This is a genomic window from Chloroflexota bacterium (assembly GCA_034717495.1).
In the GTDB taxonomy this organism is placed as follows: Bacteria; Chloroflexota; Anaerolineae; order JAAEKA01; family JAAEKA01; genus JAYELL01.
This window is the reverse complement of record JAYELL010000114.1, coordinates 19147-36856: the sequence shown is the minus strand read 5'-3', so window position 1 is coordinate 36856 and position 17710 is coordinate 19147. Positions and strand designations below refer to the sequence as shown.

Sequence of the window (17710 nt, the reverse complement as noted above, 5' to 3'; positions counted from 1 at the left end):
CTTTATTGACAGCTAACCATGGATCCCACAGATTGTTGAAGGTGGATACGACGTTATGACAGATCCTGGAGGCGGCGGCTCAGGCGACGGAATCGTGCTGGAGGCTCGCCATCACTCGCCCCATATCATTGAAATGGAACGCACCGGGCCAGCCACCCTGGCAGAGGTGATGACCCGGGTTGAAGAGGAAGCCGCGCGCGGCGAGACCTCGCGCTACATCTCGTTGCCCACCGGCTTCGATCCCCTGGATGATATCCTCAACGGTGGTATGCGGCGGGGTGAGTTGCTGATCATCGGCGGCGCCTTTGGCGTCGGCAAGACCATTTTCGGCCTGCAGATGGCTCGCAATATCGTGCGATCCAACCCGAACGCGCGCGCCATGTATATCTGCTACGAACACGACCGGGACCACCTCATGTCCCGTCTGCTTTGCCTGGAGAGCGCCGAACGAGGGGATGGCGACCAGGCGCTCACCCTGCGCCGCCTGGCCCAGATGGCCCAGGACGCTAGCACAGGTGCCGGGCTGATCAACCGCCTCCAGATGACCCCGCGCTACCGCCCGGTGGTTGAAACGATGGCCGATTACGGCGATCGTTTGATCCTGGTCAAGGCCAGCGGCGATACTTCGACCCTTGACGATGTTCGGCGCTGGGTGAATGACGCTGCCAGGGCGGGCACCGGGCAGCTAGTGGTGGTGGTGGACTACCTGCAGAAAATCCCGGTCAACTGGGCAACCCTTCAACCTGAAACCGAGGTCACCACCCACCTGACCCAGGGGCTGAAGGAGCTGGCCATGGCGCTGGGAGTCCAGGTCGTCGCGATCGCGGCTTCCGACCGGATCGGCCTGAAATCAAAGCGTATGCGTCTGAGCGACCTGCGCGGCAGCTCTGCATTGCAATACGAGGCCGATGTCGGACTGATCCTCAACAACAAATGGGCCATTGTCAGCCGCGAGCATATGGTCTACAACCCCGGGATGGCCGACGCCATGCGCGGTTGGGTTGTGATGACTGTGGAGAAGAACCGGGCTGGCCGCAACGCCGTGGATATGGAGTACCGGCTCGACGCGGCCCACTTTCGCTTCATTACCGAGGGGCGTTTCGTAAGGGAACGCCTGGTGGATGAAAAACTGGTTCTGGAATAAACAAGCTGTTCGAATTCACCTCCCGCTCCGGTTGCCTATCGCTGAAGCGCCATTGCACAGGCTTCTCATAGCGGGAAGGGGGCACGTCAGATGGCAGAGTTCTTAATGAACGATGGCTGGCCAGAGCCGGACTCGCTTGGGGCGATCCTGAGCGAGACGCTGCCTGATGACTACGTGGTCGTCGAGCGACCCACCGTTCAGGGACATGCCCTGGATATGGTAGTCGTTGGATCGCAGGGCCTCTTTGTCCTGCACCTGAAGGACTGGGCCGGGGAAGTCCGGCCGGTGCCGGGCAAGCCCTGGCAGGTGATAACACCTGATGGCCAGCCGGGCACCTATCCAGACCCGGCCGCTGAAGCCCAAAAGAACACCGCGTTTCTGGCCACATTTGCGCGCGATGAGTTGCGAAGCCAGGAGGCACCGGCCATTTACCACTTGCTGGTGCTTACCAACCCCGATGCCCGCCTGGTGCCCGGCGTGGCACCAGACATGATGGTGACCTTCCCCGGTAACGTGGTAAGTGTAATCGTGACCATGCCGGTTCCCAGCGTCGGTGGTTTGCCAGATCGCTATGACAGGCGCAATCTGGCTCACGCGTTGCACGCCCGCAGGCTGTCTGCCTCCCAACGAACAAAAACCCCTTTCATCTTTCGCTCCGGGGGCCTGTTTGGTGGCAAAAAAGCCTGGACGGTTCGGGACGCAGTACAGCATATGGACCGCCACCCCGAGGTTGGAATCTATCACCTTAACAACGGCACGTTGCAAGCATGGCTGGAGGCAGAGGGTGCTCTTGATCTGGCCGACCTGGCTCAGCAGGTTCTGCAGGGGCGCGAAAGCGACCCAAGGGTGCCCCTGGAGATGTTTCTGATCGGCACAGGCCTGGTAGATCGACCTCGGCTGAACGTACATCCCTGGCCTCTAAACCTGGGCTGTGTGGTATCAGGTGGGTCCTGTCGCGGGCGTGTGAAGATACGCAAAGGCCCGGGGCGCGGCTATCTATTCGGAAACATCAGCGCCAGCCAACCGTGGCTCCAGGTGGAACCGCGCAGTTTCAGCGGTGGGCCCCAGGAAGCCGTGATTACCGTTGACACCTCAAGCCTGCCCATCAGCGCCACCCCCTGGCAGGCCGATTTGCTGATCGACTCCAGTGCAGCGACCCAACCCGTGGCGGTGCCCGTGCAAGTGAGGGTGAGTGGCGAGCCGGCGACTCTCAGTCGTTACGGCCTTCGTCCTCTCCTTGACGGCCTGGTAGCCGGCCTGGTAGGTGGGGGTATCGGCGCTTTGTTGGGCGAAATCGGCGGCCTGGCAGCACCTGCTTCCTTCACCTCGCCTACGCTGTTCTGGGCTCTGGCCATCGGACTGTTGTGGGCCGTTTTCGGCCTGGTGCGGGGACTGGGCCAGCGCACGGCATGGACTGTACCCTATGCAACGATGCGCTATCTGGTCAAGATCATTCTATGGATGCTGGCACTGGGAGCAACAGCGGTCGTGGGCCTTCTGCTCTGGAACGCCCTGTCTGGACGGAATGGACCGGAATTGGCTACCAACGATGGCCTGCAGTTGGTCTTGATAACCATGGGACTGTCCATCATACCGGCAACCGTGAGCGAGATGCGCGCGGCAAGGTTGGCGGACGATTCGCCGCTATCGTCTGAGCGGCGTTCACTGCTCCAACCGGGCCTGGTTGCCCTGGCGGCCATGGCGCTGATAGCAGCCCTTTCCGCCGGCATACGGCTGGCCAGCCCCACCTGGAACCAGTTGACCGAAGCTGGCACCATTGAAACCGCCGAATCGTGGCTCGAGCAGGGTTTGCAAGAGCTGAACGATGCGACGCAACAGGGCGTCGATCAGGTCAACCTATGGCTCTACGACCGGCCTGGAGAGATCAGCCCAGCGGTTACACCAACACCACCGGCCTCGCTGGAGGGTGAATGAGCGTCAGGGCAGTAATTCTCCATAATGACAGCATCAGGAAATCTGTCACTGCGAGGAGATCGAGCGACGGCAGTAATTGAGTAAAGGCTGCGGGAGCAATCCAGCGAGATCGACGTGGCAGTCTCAAACACACTTGGGAAAACTGGGTTGTAAACATGGCCTATGTCCATTGACAAGGGCGTGTTCAGGCCTTATAATAGATATACAAGAGAACAGGGCAAGAGATAGCGAGGGAAATCGATCAATGAACCGGGCGGATAGAATCCGGCGCACCCGTGAAGACCGTGGCTCCCAGTTAGTCGAGCTGGCGGTCGTGTTTGTGCTGCTCGCGTTGCTGGTGGCGGGCGTATGGGATCTGGGGCGCATGTTTCGTGGCTATATCACCATCGCCAACGCCGCCCGGGACGGCGCGCGTTATGCCATCCGGCTGCCATGCCAGCCTACCAATGCAACCCAGCGTGCAGCACTGAAAACCGCTATTCAGGATGCGGTTATCGCCGAGGCGGCTGGCAGCGGGATCACGTTAACGAGCGCCAACATAACGATTCAGCCCGACCCGGTAAATACCGGATGCCCGACAACGGGTAACAGGCAGTATGTCGTCACTGTTACCTATCCCCATATCATGTGGATGACCGGCATTACCGGTATGGGTAATTTCACACTCACGGCGCGAGCGCGCATGGATTGGTTTGGAAACGACTCCGGTTAGGGCAATGTCATTTTTGTCGGTCCTTGGTATGGGTATTTGGATTTAGCATGTACAGTGCGTACTTGAGTGTGGTGGTTTTTGGCAGGAGACCGGTCAATGAGCGAACAGCGTAAACAGAACGACGGCCAGACCCTGGTCCAGGTCGCGTTGATGTTGGTGGTGCTTCTGGGCTTCCTGGCGCTGGCTGTCGACGTGGGCCAGGTCTACCTTAAGCGCCGGCAACTCCAGAATGCCGCCGATGCCGGGGCGTTGGAAGGTGCGCGCCAGATCTGTTTCGAGGATCAAACCTGGGCGGCGGCACAGGGCCCGGCGACCACGGTCGCCCTGACCTACGCTACAGGGGCCGGCATTGGGTTTCCTACGCCAGCCAGCGCCTACCACATGACCGTGGTCGTTAGCCAGACGATTCCCTCCCTGGCAGCCAGTGTCCTGGGCCAGAGTCAGTTCAACCCGGGTGCACGGGCAACCGCCGTCTGTGGTGGCGCAGATCGGGTCTGTGGATTGTGGCCCATTGGATTCTCGGAATCGCAATGGCTTCAGCTCCTCGATCCATCCCGACCCTGCGGCACGCCATTCTACGTCTGGGCTGGCAACAACATGAACCAGGACGCCGATTGTTTGATCTATGATTGCGATGTAGATGTCGACGGGATAATCGACGTGCTGAACAGCACCGGTCGCTCCTGGCTTGATTTTTCCGATGTCGTTGACGATACCTATGGGGAAACCTGCGCACAGTCAGGATGCGGCACCAGCGAACTCAGATGCTGGATTCTGAACGATTCAGCAGCTCAGATTACCATACCGGCATGCTTTGCCGGCGATAACGGTGTGCGTGCAGCTGCCCGGAGTGATGTGGAAGCCCGAGCAGGTGATCAGGTGAGTGTTCCCATTTTCGACTACACGGGATGCCCCGGCATTTCCTGTCCGGGCGGCACTACCTACCACATAACTGGCCTCGGCTGTATCGACGTGATCGGATGGATCCAGCAATTCGAATTGCCCAGGCTGGACGGGGGAGTGCCCCCATGGAAGGACAAGGTTATCGTTGTCAGCGTCTCCTGCACTCCATGCGACACCTTCTGTGGCAGCACCAGCGGAACGCCTCCCATTCCTGGTGGGGTCAATGCCGTCAGCCTGATCGAGTAGCAACTCTACTTTTGTGAGGTGCATACAACTTCCGGAGAGAAGTGTTCTCTTCGGAGGTTTTCTTTCCTGACACTATCGGATGGTTCAATAATGACATGGCAGGCAGGCGCGGCTGGCGTGGCTGGACTAGTCGTGGGTTGGCTGGTATGGCTGGCCGCCGAACATTTCGTGGCTCATTACCGCGTTGATACACTGGACGCGAAACCTCTGGATGCGCGCGAGTTTCCCCTACTGGCAGCAGCAACTCTCGCCTTCATGATGCTGTGGGGCGCGTACGTGGGCTGGCAGGCCTCCGAGTTGACTGTGGTCGTAGCTGCGCTGGTGGTCACCGCCCTGTTGCTGTGCATCTCCCTGGTCGATTTCCAGGTGCGGCGCATTCCCAACCCCCTGGTAGCGAGTCTGTTGGTGTGGGCGGCAGTGCAGCTCGCCTGGCTGCAACAACCAGGCTTGCCGGCGGCATTGATCGGTCTCCTGATAGGTGGCGGCCTGTTTCTGACCCTGCGCTTCGCCAGCCGCGGCACCATGGGCATGGGCGATGTCAAGTTGGAGGCGGCTCTTGGCGCGCTGCTGGGTTTCCCTGTCATCCTCAGCGCCATACTGCTGGGCGTCATCGCCGGCGGCATAGCGGCCGCCCTACTCTTGATCACCCGCCGGGCCGGCCGCAAGGATCCCATTGCCTACGGGCCTTACCTGGCGCTGGGTGCATGGTTGGTCTTGCTGCAAACCTGGGGCTTGTGGCCAGGGTAATTCAATTGACAATGGTCAACGATCAATGGTCAATATTCAATTCCTACCCAGTCTCCAATGAAAAACAACGCGTTACAGATCGATAACCTCACCCGAAGCAGGACCATCGTCTCCCGTGGTCGGGTGGCCGATAGCTTTTTGCCCCGCCTGGTTGGCCTGATGGGCAGCAAAGACCTGGCCGATGGCCAGGGTCTGCTCATCCTGCCCTGCAACTCGATCCACAGCCACTTCATGCGTTTTCCCATCGACGTCCTTTACGTCAGCCGGGATCTTCGGGTCGTTGCCGTCGACCATGGGATGCAACCATGGCGCTTCGGTCGAATCCACCGCGACTCCCGCTTTGTGGTCGAGCTGCCGGCCGGGACTGCCGCGGCCACTGGCACCGAGGTGGGAGATCAACTGGCGCTGCGGGGTTACGAAAAAGGGATCGGGTAGCACCAGTTCTCCGTATCAGCGTGACATCTCTGGTGTACCAGATCGTCCGGCTGGTAGCCGGACCTACGAAAACTCCTGTTCCCATTCTGGCTTCAGTTTAGCTAAAGCCTCGACTCCTATGATAACGCGGGGCTGCTTCCTGCGCCACTTGCGCCATTGCGCCATTGTGACATAATGACATAATGACATCATGGCATCATACCATCCCCTTTCTTGTCCCCACCGCTCGTCCAAAGTATAATGACCGGACCTGAATTGTTTAGCAGCCCGGGGCCTGGTGGTCCGTTAGCCGTGCACACAAGCGACTGGCGGCAAGCCACTCACCCGGTTTCTCCCGGCCAATCGGTGAACCTGTGAATTCTCTTAGCCAACGATTGTCTCGTTTATCAACACCTGTCAAATTTGCATTAGTGGCCGTGGTGTTGCTTCCCCTTTTTGTCGTGGCCGGCCTGTTATTGGCTGCCGGCCTTCAGCCCGATCCGGTAACGCCTGTTCAGATCGATGCCATCGTTTTTAACAGGGCTCTCAAGGAAGGCGACGACCTGATGGCCGCCGGCGATTTCGAGGCAGCTCTCGCCAGCTACAACCAGGCAGAAGCAGCCGATTCCATCTCTCCTGCGCCAGCGTTTAAGCGGGGCAACATCTACATTGCCCAGGGTTTGGCCGGGCAGGCTATCGAGCAGTACCAACTTGCCCTGGAGAAGGACCCCGACTATGCCCTTGCCCACTTCCAGATGGGGGAAATCTACCGGGAACAGGGAAACGACAGTGGGGCCATCAGCCAATATCGCAAGACTCTCAACACCAACCCATCCTTTGCCGATGCAATCATACAGATCGGCAGCATCTATCAGGCTCAGGGAAAGCTGGAGGATGCGCGGGATCAGTTCGAGCAGGCCCTGGAGATTGCGGTCACCGATCCGCGCGCGCAGGCCTCTGCGCTGACCCGCCTGGGCAATCTGGACGCGCTGGAGGGGAAGACCGATCAGGCCATTGCCCTCTATCAGCAGGCCCAGGAAATCGCGGATGACTTTGCCGGATCGTTTATCCAGCTGGGACAGATCTATCTAAACGGGGGTCAGTTGTCCCAGGCCCTTCAGCAGTTTGAGGGTGCCGTATCCGCAGCACAAGACAATCCAAATGCCAACTTCTTTTTGGGCCAGACCTACGCACGCCTGGGACAACTTGACCAGGCCGAGCCCCATTTGCGCGAGGCAATCCGGCTCGATACCGGAAGCCCGCGGAACTATCTCTGGTTGGGCCAGGTTCTGGCGACCCGGGATCGCTCCGCAGAGGCCATCGAGCTTTATCTCGAAGCCCTGCAGCAGATTCCTGGAAACGATGATCTCCGCCTGGTCCTTGCCAATAGCTATCGCGATGGCGGCGATTTTGCCGCGGCGGTTGAACACTATGAACAATTGCTTGAATCCAGTCCTTCCGATGCCAATCTATTGGTGGAACTGGGAGTCGCCTATCAGGTCCTGGGCAACCAGGCCAAAGCAGTGGAGACGTTCGCCCGGGTTTTGCAGGGCGCATCGGATCAACCCCGCCAGGCTGCGCAGGCACTGACCAAACTGGGCAACGTGTTTCGACAGGCGGGAGACCTGGAGGCAGCCGAGGGTCGCTACAAGGAAGCTCAAGGGGCAGACCCTTCCTATGTTGGCAGCTATTTCCAACTCGCCAACCTTTTTGAACAACAAGCGCGCGGCGAGGAGGCGCTTGCCACCTACGAACGCGCGGTCGAGGCAGATGACCGGGACGCCGAGGCCCATTTCCGGCTGGGTCAGGCCTATCGCCGGGCCGGTCGCCTGAACGATGCGGAACAACGGTTGGCTCAGGCAATCGAACTCAACCCGGTGATGCACCAGGCAATGTTGGAACTGGGAAAACTGTACGAGCAGCAGGAAGCGCTGGATGCTGCTGCAGAGAGCTATCAAAAAGCTTTGGCTATCAGACAGGATGACCCGGAGGCCATGCTGCGACTGGGACAGATCTATCGGAAGCAGGGGAACCTGGATGAAGCCGTGGAGCAACTCCAGGCTCTGGCACAGATTGATCCGGAGAACCCCTACGGTCTCATTCAACTGGGAATTGCTTTGATTGGACTTGCCCAGTATGAGGAAGCAAGCGAAACGCTGGAGACTGCCCTGGCTCTTGACCCTGAACTTCCGCAGATCCACTTCCACTTGGGTGAGGTTAATCGGCTCCAGGGCAAGCTGGAAGCCGCCGAGACCTATTTTCGCAAAACCACGGATATCGATCCGGACTTCGTCGATGCCTATCTCCAGTTGAGCGAAATCCTGCTGGCTCAGGGAAAGAAGGAAGAGGCAGAAACTGTCCTGGCGGAAATCGGCGGCCTGGGGGAAACGGATGCCAGGAGCCTTGCCGCAGCCTATACAAAAAAGGGCAACACGCTGGCAAGTGAGGGCAACATCGCTGAGGCATTGGAAAGCTATGGTCTGGCACTGGAAGTGGATCCAGCCTACTCCGGCACCTATTTCCAGATGGGCTCGCTGTACGACCGCCAGGGTGATCTCACAGCTGCCATCGACACCTATCAGGCCGGGATCGCCGCGTTGCCCGAAAACGCAGATCTTTACCTCCGCCTGGGTCAGACCTACTACCATTCGGATCAACCGGAACTGGCCACCGACGCTCTTACAACGGCGCTTTCGATCCAGCCAGATACCTGGCAGGCTCATTTAACGCTGGGCAAGGCACTCGAAGAGCAGGACGAACTGCCGGCGGCCCTGGATCATTACTCGAAAACGGTCCAGCTGGTACCAGAGGATCCGGAGGCCATGTTAAGACTCGGCCAGGCCTACCGTAAGGCAGGCCAACCGCAAGAGGCGATCGCTGCCTTTGCCGATCTTCTGGCAATGCCCGGTGGAGAAGATTTCCCAGGTGCATACATTCAAATGGGTCTGGCCTACCAGGTAATGGGACAGGATGACGCCGCGGAACGCCGCTTCCTGCGCGCGATCGACCTGCATCCGGATCTGGCCCTGGCCTTTTTTCATCTCGGAGAGCTATACCGGCAACAGGGTCGTTTGGGCGAGGCCATCGAAAACCTGGAACAGGCGCTTTCTCTCGACCCGGACCATACCGATATCCGGCTTCAGCTGGGAGTTGCCTACCAGAATGCCGGAGAGATTGAGAAGGCTCGTGAAATCATGAGCGAGTCCATCGGGGAAGGTGAGTCCAGTGCCCAGGCGTTTACCAAGCTGGGAAACCTCGCGAAAAGCCAGGATAACCTCGCGGGAGCGGTGGAATACTATTATGACGCCCTGGTTGTCGATCCAGCCTTTCTTGGCGCCCACCTGCAGCTGGGTGATGCACTCACAAGGCAGGGCAAGACTGACGAGGCCTTGCGCCAATACCAGACTGCTGTCGAGACAAATCCCGACAATGCTGAAGCTCATTTCGAACTGGGTAAAGCCTACCTGAGGGCAGAACAGGCACGTGATGCTATCGTCGAACTGGAACTGGCTACCGACATTGACCCCAATTACGTGGAAGCCTACATGCAATTAAGTGAGGCGCTGGTCGAAATTGGCAACATCTCACGGGCCGAGATTCTGCTGAACCGTGCCTTGGGCCTCACACAACGAGATGCATTGGCAGCACGTGTCCTGATGCAACGCGGTATCCTCCGCAGGGAGGATGGGCGCATCGATGCCGCTGTGGAGGATCTCGAAGCAGCCGTGGCCCGGGACCCGGAAAACCTGTCAGCTACCATTGAAATAGGTGAAACCTACCGGCTCAATGGCCGGCCAGAGCAGGCCATTGAACACTATGTTGCTGCTCTCGCCCTGGATGACAGCAACACAACAGCCCATGTCAGACTCGGACACGCCTACCGTGATGCAGGCCAATTGGAAGATGCCCTGGACTCCTACCAACAGGCGGTGGACATCCAACCCGAAAACGCCTGGTACCGCGTTCTCCTGGGTGACGCTTACCTGTTGGCGGATCAGCCAGACTTCGCCCTTGAAGCCTTCGAACAAGCCCTGGCACGCCGGCCGGAGTACCGGGATGAGCAATGGTATCACATGCGCCTTGCCAATACCTATTGGGCCCAGGGCGAGCTTGCACAAGCGCTGGATTCCGCGCGAGTGGCCCAGTCGATAGCCGCTCCTGATGATCAGGTGGGTTCGCTGATGCTCCAGGCAGATATCCTGCTGGAACAGGAGTTGTGGTCGGATGCCCTGGAACTCTATCAGGCAGTATTGGATATCAGTCCTCAGCGGACTCAAGCCATGCGGGGACTGGCCCTTTCATTTGAAGCCCTGGAGCAGGATCGCGAGGCGATTGAACAGTGGCGATCCTATCTGAAGCAAGCGCCCAACGGAGAGTACGCCGATGTGGCGCGCCAACACCTGCGCCAGCTTACCGGCACGGGGTGATCTAAACGCAAGGAAACTTTCTATGACAGAGATCCTCTTTCTCGGTGTCGGTGGCGCCATGGCAGTTTTCCCGGCCAGCGACCATACGGCTCTTCTGGTTCGCGAGGGCGGCACTTCCATTCTTCTGGACTGTGGACCGGCGATCATGCGCCAGCTGGAGGACGCCGGCATCGATCCGGGGGAATTGACCCATGTATTCATATCCCATCAACATGGCGATCACACTCTCGGGCTGCCAATGCTTCTCCTAAACCGAACCCTTTTTTGGCCCGACCAGGGGCTTTTCATCATCGGTGTGCCTGCTGTCTTGACCGCTGCGTGGCGACTCGTCTCTACAGCCTATCCCAACCTGGCGGAACGCATGAAGCCAATCATCCACTCTGTCCCGCTGTCGATAAAAACGAGCGAGCTTTCGCTGCCTGGTGCCGAGTCCATGAAATACCGGTTGGCGCGCGGTAACCACACAGTGCCCAGTTTTGGCATTCGCCTGATTACAACAGACGGCTCTATCGTTGTGTACAGTTCGGACACAGGACCCAAAGAGGACATTGCCGACCTGGCCAGGGGGGCGGATCTGTTGATCCATGATTCATTCTACCTTGTCCCACCTGCTGAGAACGCAGCCAAACATTCCGATGCCGCGACGGCTGCAAGCATGGCCCAGGAAGTGGGAGTGAGACAACTGGCCCTGGTGCACCGGCAAGATACCGGATCTACTGCCAGCCAGGCCTACCGTATCGCGGCTGAACGATACTTTGCGAGACGAGTCCTGGTGCCGGCTCCCGGTGATATGGTCACCATTGCCCACAACGCCTCTTGAAACACTCGCCGGAATCAAAAGCGCCTCCAGGTTTTCCGGAGGCGCTTCGGTTTTCCTTTTGTGCCGATAGCTACGGAACTATTCGACGGGAATGATGGTCACCTTGCGATTATCACCCTCACCGACGCTTTCCGTCGACACGTTGGGGTTGTTGCGCAGGGCAATATGAACAATGCGTCGCTCCCGGGCGGGCATGGCTTCCAACACAACCGGGCGGCCAGACTCAACGGCTCGATCAGCCATTCTTTCCGCCAACTGAACCAACTGCTGCTCTCGTCGCGCCTTGTAGCCCTCCACATCCACCACCAGATTTGTCCACCGGTGGACCTGATGGTTAACCATCAGGCGCGTGATGTATTGAATCGCGGCCAGGGTTTCGCCCCGCCGTCCGATCAAAATGCCCAGGTCTTCGCCCTCGATGTTTAATACCAGGGGCGGTTCCTGGCCTGCGTCCAGGACACCCTGGTATTCCACCGCTCGAACGTTGGTGTGAACATCCATATGATCCAGCAAACCTTGAAGCAGACCGACGGAAATGGCAGCCACATCTGGCTCAGCTGCCTCTGGATCACTTTCGACGGGCTGTTGATCTTCCACCTGCTCGACAGCAGCAGGCTCGCTCGCCACGACCATGCTCTTCTCAACCGTTTCGGCAATGGCTGTTTCTTCAGGCTGCACGGCTTCTTCAGTTGAAAGCTTTGCGGATGACTCGGACGATGTCACTGGCGTGATACGGACACGAGCATCTTCGGCGCCAAAGCCCAGCACACCTCGACTACCTTTACTTAGAACCTCGATTTCGACCTGATTACTGGTCAGCCCTAATTGGGCCAAGCCGGCATCGGTCGCTTCCTTGACTGTTTTGCCGCGAAATTCGCCGCCGGGGGACGACACCATAGTTTACCTCTTTTTCTTTCGTAGTTTTCGCCGCCGGCCGGCTGACACGGTGGATTGGGTATCTGTGGTTGAGCCGTCACTGGTTACGGGCACTGTTTGCTTTGAACTGCCGGAGGCAGCAGCGAGGGCTGGTTCTTCCTTCTTGCCGGGCCACAAGCTACTCCACCCTGTTGTGAAGCCCTGCTGGATGATCTGGACAACGTTTGACGTGACCCAATACAACGTCAAACCAGAAGGAACGATCAGTGTTATGTACCCAAACATCAATGGCATCAGCTTCATGATATTGCCGGTGCCACCCGCCATCTGAGAAGATGGGTTGGCTGCTGTGCTCATTCTCTGCATCACAAACTGAGACAGGATGTAAACGATGGGCAATACCAGGTAGGGAAGCACCGCCGGTGAAAATATGTGCTCAATTGTCACCGGTGAGAGCCATGTCATGCCTTCCCGATATTCCGGAAAAGATAGATCGGGGATCCACAGGAAGGGTTCTGCCAGTTTGTCCCCCAGGCTCAACAACGCGTAGTAAAAGGCAAAAAGGATGGGCATCTGGACCAGCATGGGTAAACAGCCCCCTGCCGGATTGACCCCTTCCTCCTTGTACAATTCCATTTGCTTCTGCGCTAGTTTTTCCCGATCCTTGCCATATTTATCCTGGATTTCCTTCATGCGAGGCTGGATTTCCTGCATCTTTTTCATGGAACTCATCTGCTTGCGTGTCAGAGGATAGAGAGCCATGCGGATCAGGACCGTAACCAGGATAATGGCAAGCCCGTAGGAAGCGAGGCCGATCGGCGTCAATATGCTGTTGTATACAAACTCGATAACCCACTGGAGGGGAGCTGCGATAGGAGCAATCCAGGTTGGAGGTTTTAATGTGCCATCAGGCTGTTCAACGGGTGCACAACCTGACATCAAAAGCACCAGGATCCCCAATACTAGCAACAGGCCTATTGCCCGTTTGTTCAACATAACTGTTATTTTATCCTTTGTCCAGGTCTATGGTACCGGGTCGGGTCCGCCGTCATTGAAAGGATTACACCGGCTGATTCTCTTTGCACCCAGCCACAACCCCTTTGCGGCGCCGTAGCGCTCAACGGCTTCCACCGTATAATGCGAACAGGTTGGCTCAAAACGACAGTTCGAGGCAAGGAAGGGTGAAATAAACCGCTGATATCCTTTGATAAGCGTGACCACAAACCAACTCATAAACCAGTATTTCCACCTGAAGACATGCCCGCATTGATTTCTTCCGAGGGGCCGGGAACAGCTAACCACAAACCTGCCCTGTCCAGTAACCGGTCACACGTCAGTTCGACTTCGCCATAATTGGCCCTGGCAATGGGTGACCGGGCAATAAACACGATATCCCAACCAGGAGCGATTTGATGTTGCCGAAGACGCACAACCTCCCGAATCCGGCGCCGGACACGATTGCGCACAACTGCCTTTCCAACCCGCTTACTCACCGAAAACCCGAACCGACTCGTGTCGAGATTGTTGGGTAACACACATACCACCATTAACCGGGCAGCCCAGCACTTGCCTTCGCGGCGCACCTTTCCAAAGCGACCGCTGGGTCGCAACCGCTGGTACCGCTTCAATGCCAGTCGATCCCTGTGAACCGTGGGTAGTTTACCAGGTACGTTTACGGTAGCTTACGCTAGCCGCCATTCTCTTGCGCCCGCGCTGTCGGCGACGCTTGACGACATTCTGACCTTCGCCGGTGCTCATTCGCTTGCGGAAACCGTGGACCCGCAGACGACGTCGAACCTTTGGCTGATACGTTCTCTTTGGCATTAATCCTTTGTGCTCCTCTTTATTTCTTTTCTGCCCGAGTGCGTGCAGCAATGCCACGACATGACACACCAGTATGGGCATTAAACAGCAAAAAAACGGGAGAGGTAAAGACGCGCTCCTCGCCCGCTTTTGCTTCGCCAGCAATCGACAATCAGGATTGCCGAATATGAGCGAAAGATATTATACCTGTGGCCCTGTTTTCCGTCAAATCGGTGGCCGAGTAGAGCTGTCACCATCATCGGTGGGCACCAGCAATTGCACTACTCGTTCAACCAGGGTTAACACAACCGTTTGGCGGAAACCCACTACCACAGCGATGGCGGCAGGTAGCAGCCGGGCACCGAAAGCTGTTCCCTGAGATGACAGGTCCACCTGCACGACGAGGAAACCAGATGCCACTATGAGATAGACGATTCCGCCCAGTACCATGCCCATCACCGGCTGGGAAAGATACCACATATTCTCCACCGGATCGTAGTCTTTGGCCACCGAAATGTGATGATGCAACGACCACAAAGCGCTTGTCACACCGCCTATGCCACCCCACGCCACAGTACTCATGAACATGATAGCCCAGTTTAGCGCTTCGCTATCGATTGGAACACCGAGCAGATAGGCAAACGACCGGGCGACGGCTGCGCCGTTGACGGTCGTAACGATGGCCAGGCCGGCCAGAAACACCAACCACAGCACTTCGTAGGCGAATAACCGCGGTCCGAAATAGGCGCCGAAATCCCGACTTCGCTGAACCTGCGAGAGCTTCGTCCGAACCTTTTGAACCAGGAATTCGGCTTCGGCAAACTGCTCAGGGTCTTTCAGAAGTATCTGGCGGGATTTGCGTAGCACTTCCAGCGCCACATTGGCTTCCGCTGGACTGCTGCTGAGAGATGTTACCACCTCATCATATAGCCTGGAAACCTCGCCATCGACGCGCGACAGGTCCCGGGTCGAAATCCGGCTCAGGACCTCCTTGGCGTCATCCTCTGTCATCACTTCGGGTTGACGGACCACCAGTTCTTCCGACAGTCCGCTATCCGTTGGTTCCGTGAGGATTCCGACAGCCGTATAGGGTCCACCATCGTTTACTCCGGGCACGCCCACACCCTTCGCTTCATTGTTTGCCGAAGCGGGGTTGGATGTATTCGCCGGTTCGCCGGGCGGCGAAGAAGCAGCCTGATCGGCCATTGGATACTCTACTTCTCGATCATCTATAGCTTCGGACGGGGGTTGCTGCTCACTTGCCGCAGCACGCAGCATTTTCCCTTGTCCTGCTTTCGGTTGAATCGCTTCGACCGGTGGCAGACCTGCAGACAGGTCATCAAATTGAGCGCTATCGTCCTCTGGTGTGTGCTGCTGAACTAGCGAGGGTATCGGGGGCACGGCAATGCGCCCCGGACTGGCATCGGATGTGACTTCGGGATTGTTTGAGGACCCAGCATGAAAGCCCATCCCTGCCCGGGATGGCTGACTCATGTATGGTGGTAAGAGCAACTGGGCCTTGAGTAGTGCCTCTGCTGCGGTTCTTAGATAGACATCAATCTCTTCCAAGACCTCAGCCTGGCTGCGTACAGCAGTGGCAGTGCCTCCATTGAACCTGCCATTGCTGGCTGAAAGAACAGACATAGCTACAACTCCTTGTACCCGCGCTGGAAAAGGGAATATACCATCCCGTCCATCTGCGAGCTGCAGGGATGTTGTCGCAAGGAATTGTTGTTGTGCCTTGATCAGGCATTACCCGATGATCGATTGTTTATTAATCGACCATAACCCACCATTATGACTATTATAATATGGAAAGTTGGATATGTCAAGTGAATAATGAGTTGTTCAGGGAACACTCATCCCTGTTGCCTGTTCAGTTGCTTCTCGCGCTGTCACATCACCGCTCAATACCGAGCGAGCTGCCTCCGAGAGGATAGGTGCAGCGTGCAGGTAACTGGCTCCCGACGGGTGGGTAGCGGCAGCCTCCAGTTGCCAGCGCACAAAGGAAACATAAGGATCATCCGGGTCCCACAGGTCGAGGGCGCTTCGCCGGACCGGCAACCGATCGGCTGCCAACGATCTGGTCGCGTTGAATTCAGATGCCAGCATTGCCTCGATAAAGCGCACCGATGCAGCTTGGCGCTCCGGGTCCTGCGCCACCACTGCCAGGGTCCAGCCCCGACCGATGTTGGTGGGTTGTTCCGTTGCCGCCGGGATAGTTCCAAAGGCCATTCCCGTTTTGTTTCTCCGTTCCTTCAGAAAGCGTGATGATCTCACATGGGCTACCTGTGCCTGACCAGCATCAAAAATCGGCCAAATCTCTTCGGTATTGTCCAGGTCCAAAACCTCGGCCGGAATCACGCCACGCTCTTGGCCGTGCTCATAAAATGTCAGTACACTGAACAACGCTTGTTCGTCCAGTACAAATGGTTCATTTTTCCCACCAAGGACACCACCCGATGCCTGGTACTGCACCAAAAAGGCATCGCTGGGGTTGCCCGAAGGCCCTGGTGAGAAAAAATAGGGATGTTCTCCATCGAGAATATCCATCCAGTTTCGCGGCACAGCGTCGACCTGCGTCGTATCGACCACGATATGTTCGATATCTCCTTCGTATTGCAGAGCATAGAGCAGCCCATCCTGGCGCCCTGCACTAATCGAGAAGGGGAACAGATCGGTGAGAAGTTCTCTGATTAAGTCCTCTTCGATCGGTTGAAGCAGGCCAGCCCGGATGGCGATGCCCAACTCATCGGCATCCAGGGAGACTACATCGGGTAACAGCGAGGGAGCGACTTTCTGGGTTCTCAGAAGGAAATCGAGCACCCCACCTCGGCCGTAGGGGGCTTTCACCACAGTCTCAACCGATAAATCGGGATTGCCGCTAACAAACTGACCGATCTGGGTTGCAACCAGTTGGTCAGCCTTGGCCTCACCAAAAGGGGAAAACTGCGGCACGGTCCACCAGGTGAGCTCAAGAACATCTCTTGCATCCGGCACTGGCTCCGGCGAAGGGATTATGGCTGCCACGGATGCGGGCTCGGCCGAAGTGGCCGGCATTGCGGCCCCGGTAGCTGCAGGAGTCGGGCCGACCTCGCTACCGCAGCCGATTACGGCCATCAAAAAGACCGCTATCGCCGCGGCGACAAGAAACCCTCGCTTTCGCGGACGGATCGTTGTCATAATCGGTGGCTTTCTCTCATTCCAACACATAGGACACATCTTTGACTTTTTGTATCTGCTCTCCCGACCAACGACCTTCTCCAAACTCGCCCCAAGCCATCAGTTTACTGGGCATAACCGCCAATACGGAATCATAATCAGAACTGGCACCAGGATCCCAATCATACTTTTTCTTGAAGAGGGGACGCAACGTTGGCATAGAATCGGGCGCCAACGCGGCGATTCCCTCGATGATGACAGGGCTAATTGGATCGGGATGCGCAAGTACCACCCACGGATTGTTTTGGATGTTGTCAACCCGTACGGCATCCGCCCTGCATATCACGTATATTCTCTCCGCAAGCCACACGTGCCACACAGGGGCACTGTGTGCGCGTCCATCCGGTCGGACGCTGCTAAACCAGCAACACGGCGAGGTAGCGAAGCGTTCGGCCAATGATTGCAATACGGGGTCAATGGGAGCAACTTGTTCCACGGTTGTCTATCCTTCTTCAAGCGTT

Annotated in this window: 16 protein-coding genes; 8 read left to right on the top strand and 8 right to left on the bottom strand. The window is 57.5% G+C overall.

The genetic code is table 11. The features are described 5' to 3' along the window. The first annotated feature begins 55 nt into the window (after positions 1–55). From U9R25_20305 to U9R25_20270, 8 genes are all read left to right on the top strand, one after another. Complete coding sequence (locus U9R25_20305; protein MEA3338238.1) at positions 56–1144, top strand: DnaB-like helicase C-terminal domain-containing protein; 1089 nt, start codon at positions 56–58, stop codon at positions 1142–1144. 90 nt (positions 1145–1234) lie between these two features. Then, entirely contained in the window at positions 1235–3079 is a 1845-nt protein-coding gene (locus U9R25_20300; protein MEA3338237.1) for an NERD domain-containing protein, read from the top strand. 244 nt (positions 3080–3323) lie between these two features. Beyond that, positions 3324–3791 carry a TadE family protein gene (locus U9R25_20295; protein ID MEA3338236.1) on the top strand — a complete coding sequence of 156 codons (468 nt, stop codon included), beginning with the start codon at positions 3324–3326 and terminating at the stop codon, positions 3789–3791. Positions 3792–3887: 96 nt separating this feature from the next. After that, on the top strand, positions 3888–4940 hold the full coding sequence (locus tag U9R25_20290) for a pilus assembly protein TadG-related protein (protein MEA3338235.1): 1053 nt from the start codon (positions 3888–3890) through the stop codon (positions 4938–4940). A gap of 90 nt (positions 4941–5030) precedes the next feature. Beyond that, a complete protein-coding gene (locus U9R25_20285; protein ID MEA3338234.1) occupies positions 5031–5687 on the top strand; it encodes an A24 family peptidase in 657 nt (218 codons plus the stop codon). 57 nt (positions 5688–5744) lie between these two features. Beyond that, a complete protein-coding gene (locus tag U9R25_20280; GenBank protein MEA3338233.1) occupies positions 5745–6122 on the top strand; it encodes a DUF192 domain-containing protein in 378 nt (125 codons plus the stop codon). Between the two features lie 353 nt (positions 6123–6475). Then, positions 6476–10528, top strand: a complete 4053-nt coding sequence (locus tag U9R25_20275) for a tetratricopeptide repeat protein (protein MEA3338232.1) — start codon at positions 6476–6478, stop codon at positions 10526–10528. 22 nt (positions 10529–10550) lie between these two features. Continuing rightward, positions 10551–11348: an MBL fold metallo-hydrolase gene (locus U9R25_20270; protein MEA3338231.1), complete on the top strand. Its 798-nt coding sequence runs from the start codon at positions 10551–10553 to the stop codon at positions 11346–11348. A 78-nt stretch (positions 11349–11426) separates the two neighbouring features. Here U9R25_20270 and jag read toward each other — a convergent pair whose 3' ends face one another. The 8 genes from jag to U9R25_20230 form a co-directional block, all read right to left on the bottom strand. Beyond that, positions 11427–12245 (bottom strand): RNA-binding cell elongation regulator Jag/EloR, encoded by an 819-nt coding sequence (gene jag / locus U9R25_20265; protein ID MEA3338230.1) that lies wholly within the window; start codon positions 12243–12245, stop codon positions 11427–11429. 3 nt (positions 12246–12248) lie between these two features. Beyond that, on the bottom strand, positions 12249–13220 hold the full coding sequence (locus U9R25_20260; GenBank protein MEA3338229.1) for a YidC/Oxa1 family membrane protein insertase: 972 nt from the start codon (positions 13218–13220) through the stop codon (positions 12249–12251). A gap of 27 nt (positions 13221–13247) precedes the next feature. Continuing rightward, positions 13248–13457, bottom strand: coding sequence for a membrane protein insertion efficiency factor YidD (yidD, locus tag U9R25_20255; protein ID MEA3338228.1), 210 nt, complete (start codon positions 13455–13457; stop codon positions 13248–13250). Further along, positions 13454–13852 (bottom strand): ribonuclease P protein component, encoded by a 399-nt coding sequence (gene rnpA / locus U9R25_20250; GenBank protein ID MEA3338227.1) that lies wholly within the window; start codon positions 13850–13852, stop codon positions 13454–13456. The genes yidD and rnpA overlap by 4 nt, the downstream gene beginning before the upstream one ends. Positions 13853–13883: 31 nt before the next feature. After that, complete coding sequence (gene rpmH / locus U9R25_20245) at positions 13884–14048, bottom strand: 50S ribosomal protein L34 (GenBank protein ID MEA3338226.1); 165 nt, start codon at positions 14046–14048, stop codon at positions 13884–13886. A 204-nt stretch (positions 14049–14252) separates the two neighbouring features. Then, entirely contained in the window at positions 14253–15671 is a 1419-nt protein-coding gene (locus tag U9R25_20240) for a hypothetical protein (GenBank protein ID MEA3338225.1), read from the bottom strand. Between the two features lie 204 nt (positions 15672–15875). After that, positions 15876–17210, bottom strand: a complete 1335-nt coding sequence (locus tag U9R25_20235; protein MEA3338224.1) for an extracellular solute-binding protein — start codon at positions 17208–17210, stop codon at positions 15876–15878. Between the two features lie 16 nt (positions 17211–17226). Further along, positions 17227–17685, bottom strand: a complete 459-nt coding sequence (locus U9R25_20230; protein ID MEA3338223.1) for a pyridoxamine 5'-phosphate oxidase family protein — start codon at positions 17683–17685, stop codon at positions 17227–17229. Positions 17686–17710: the final 25 nt, after the last annotated feature.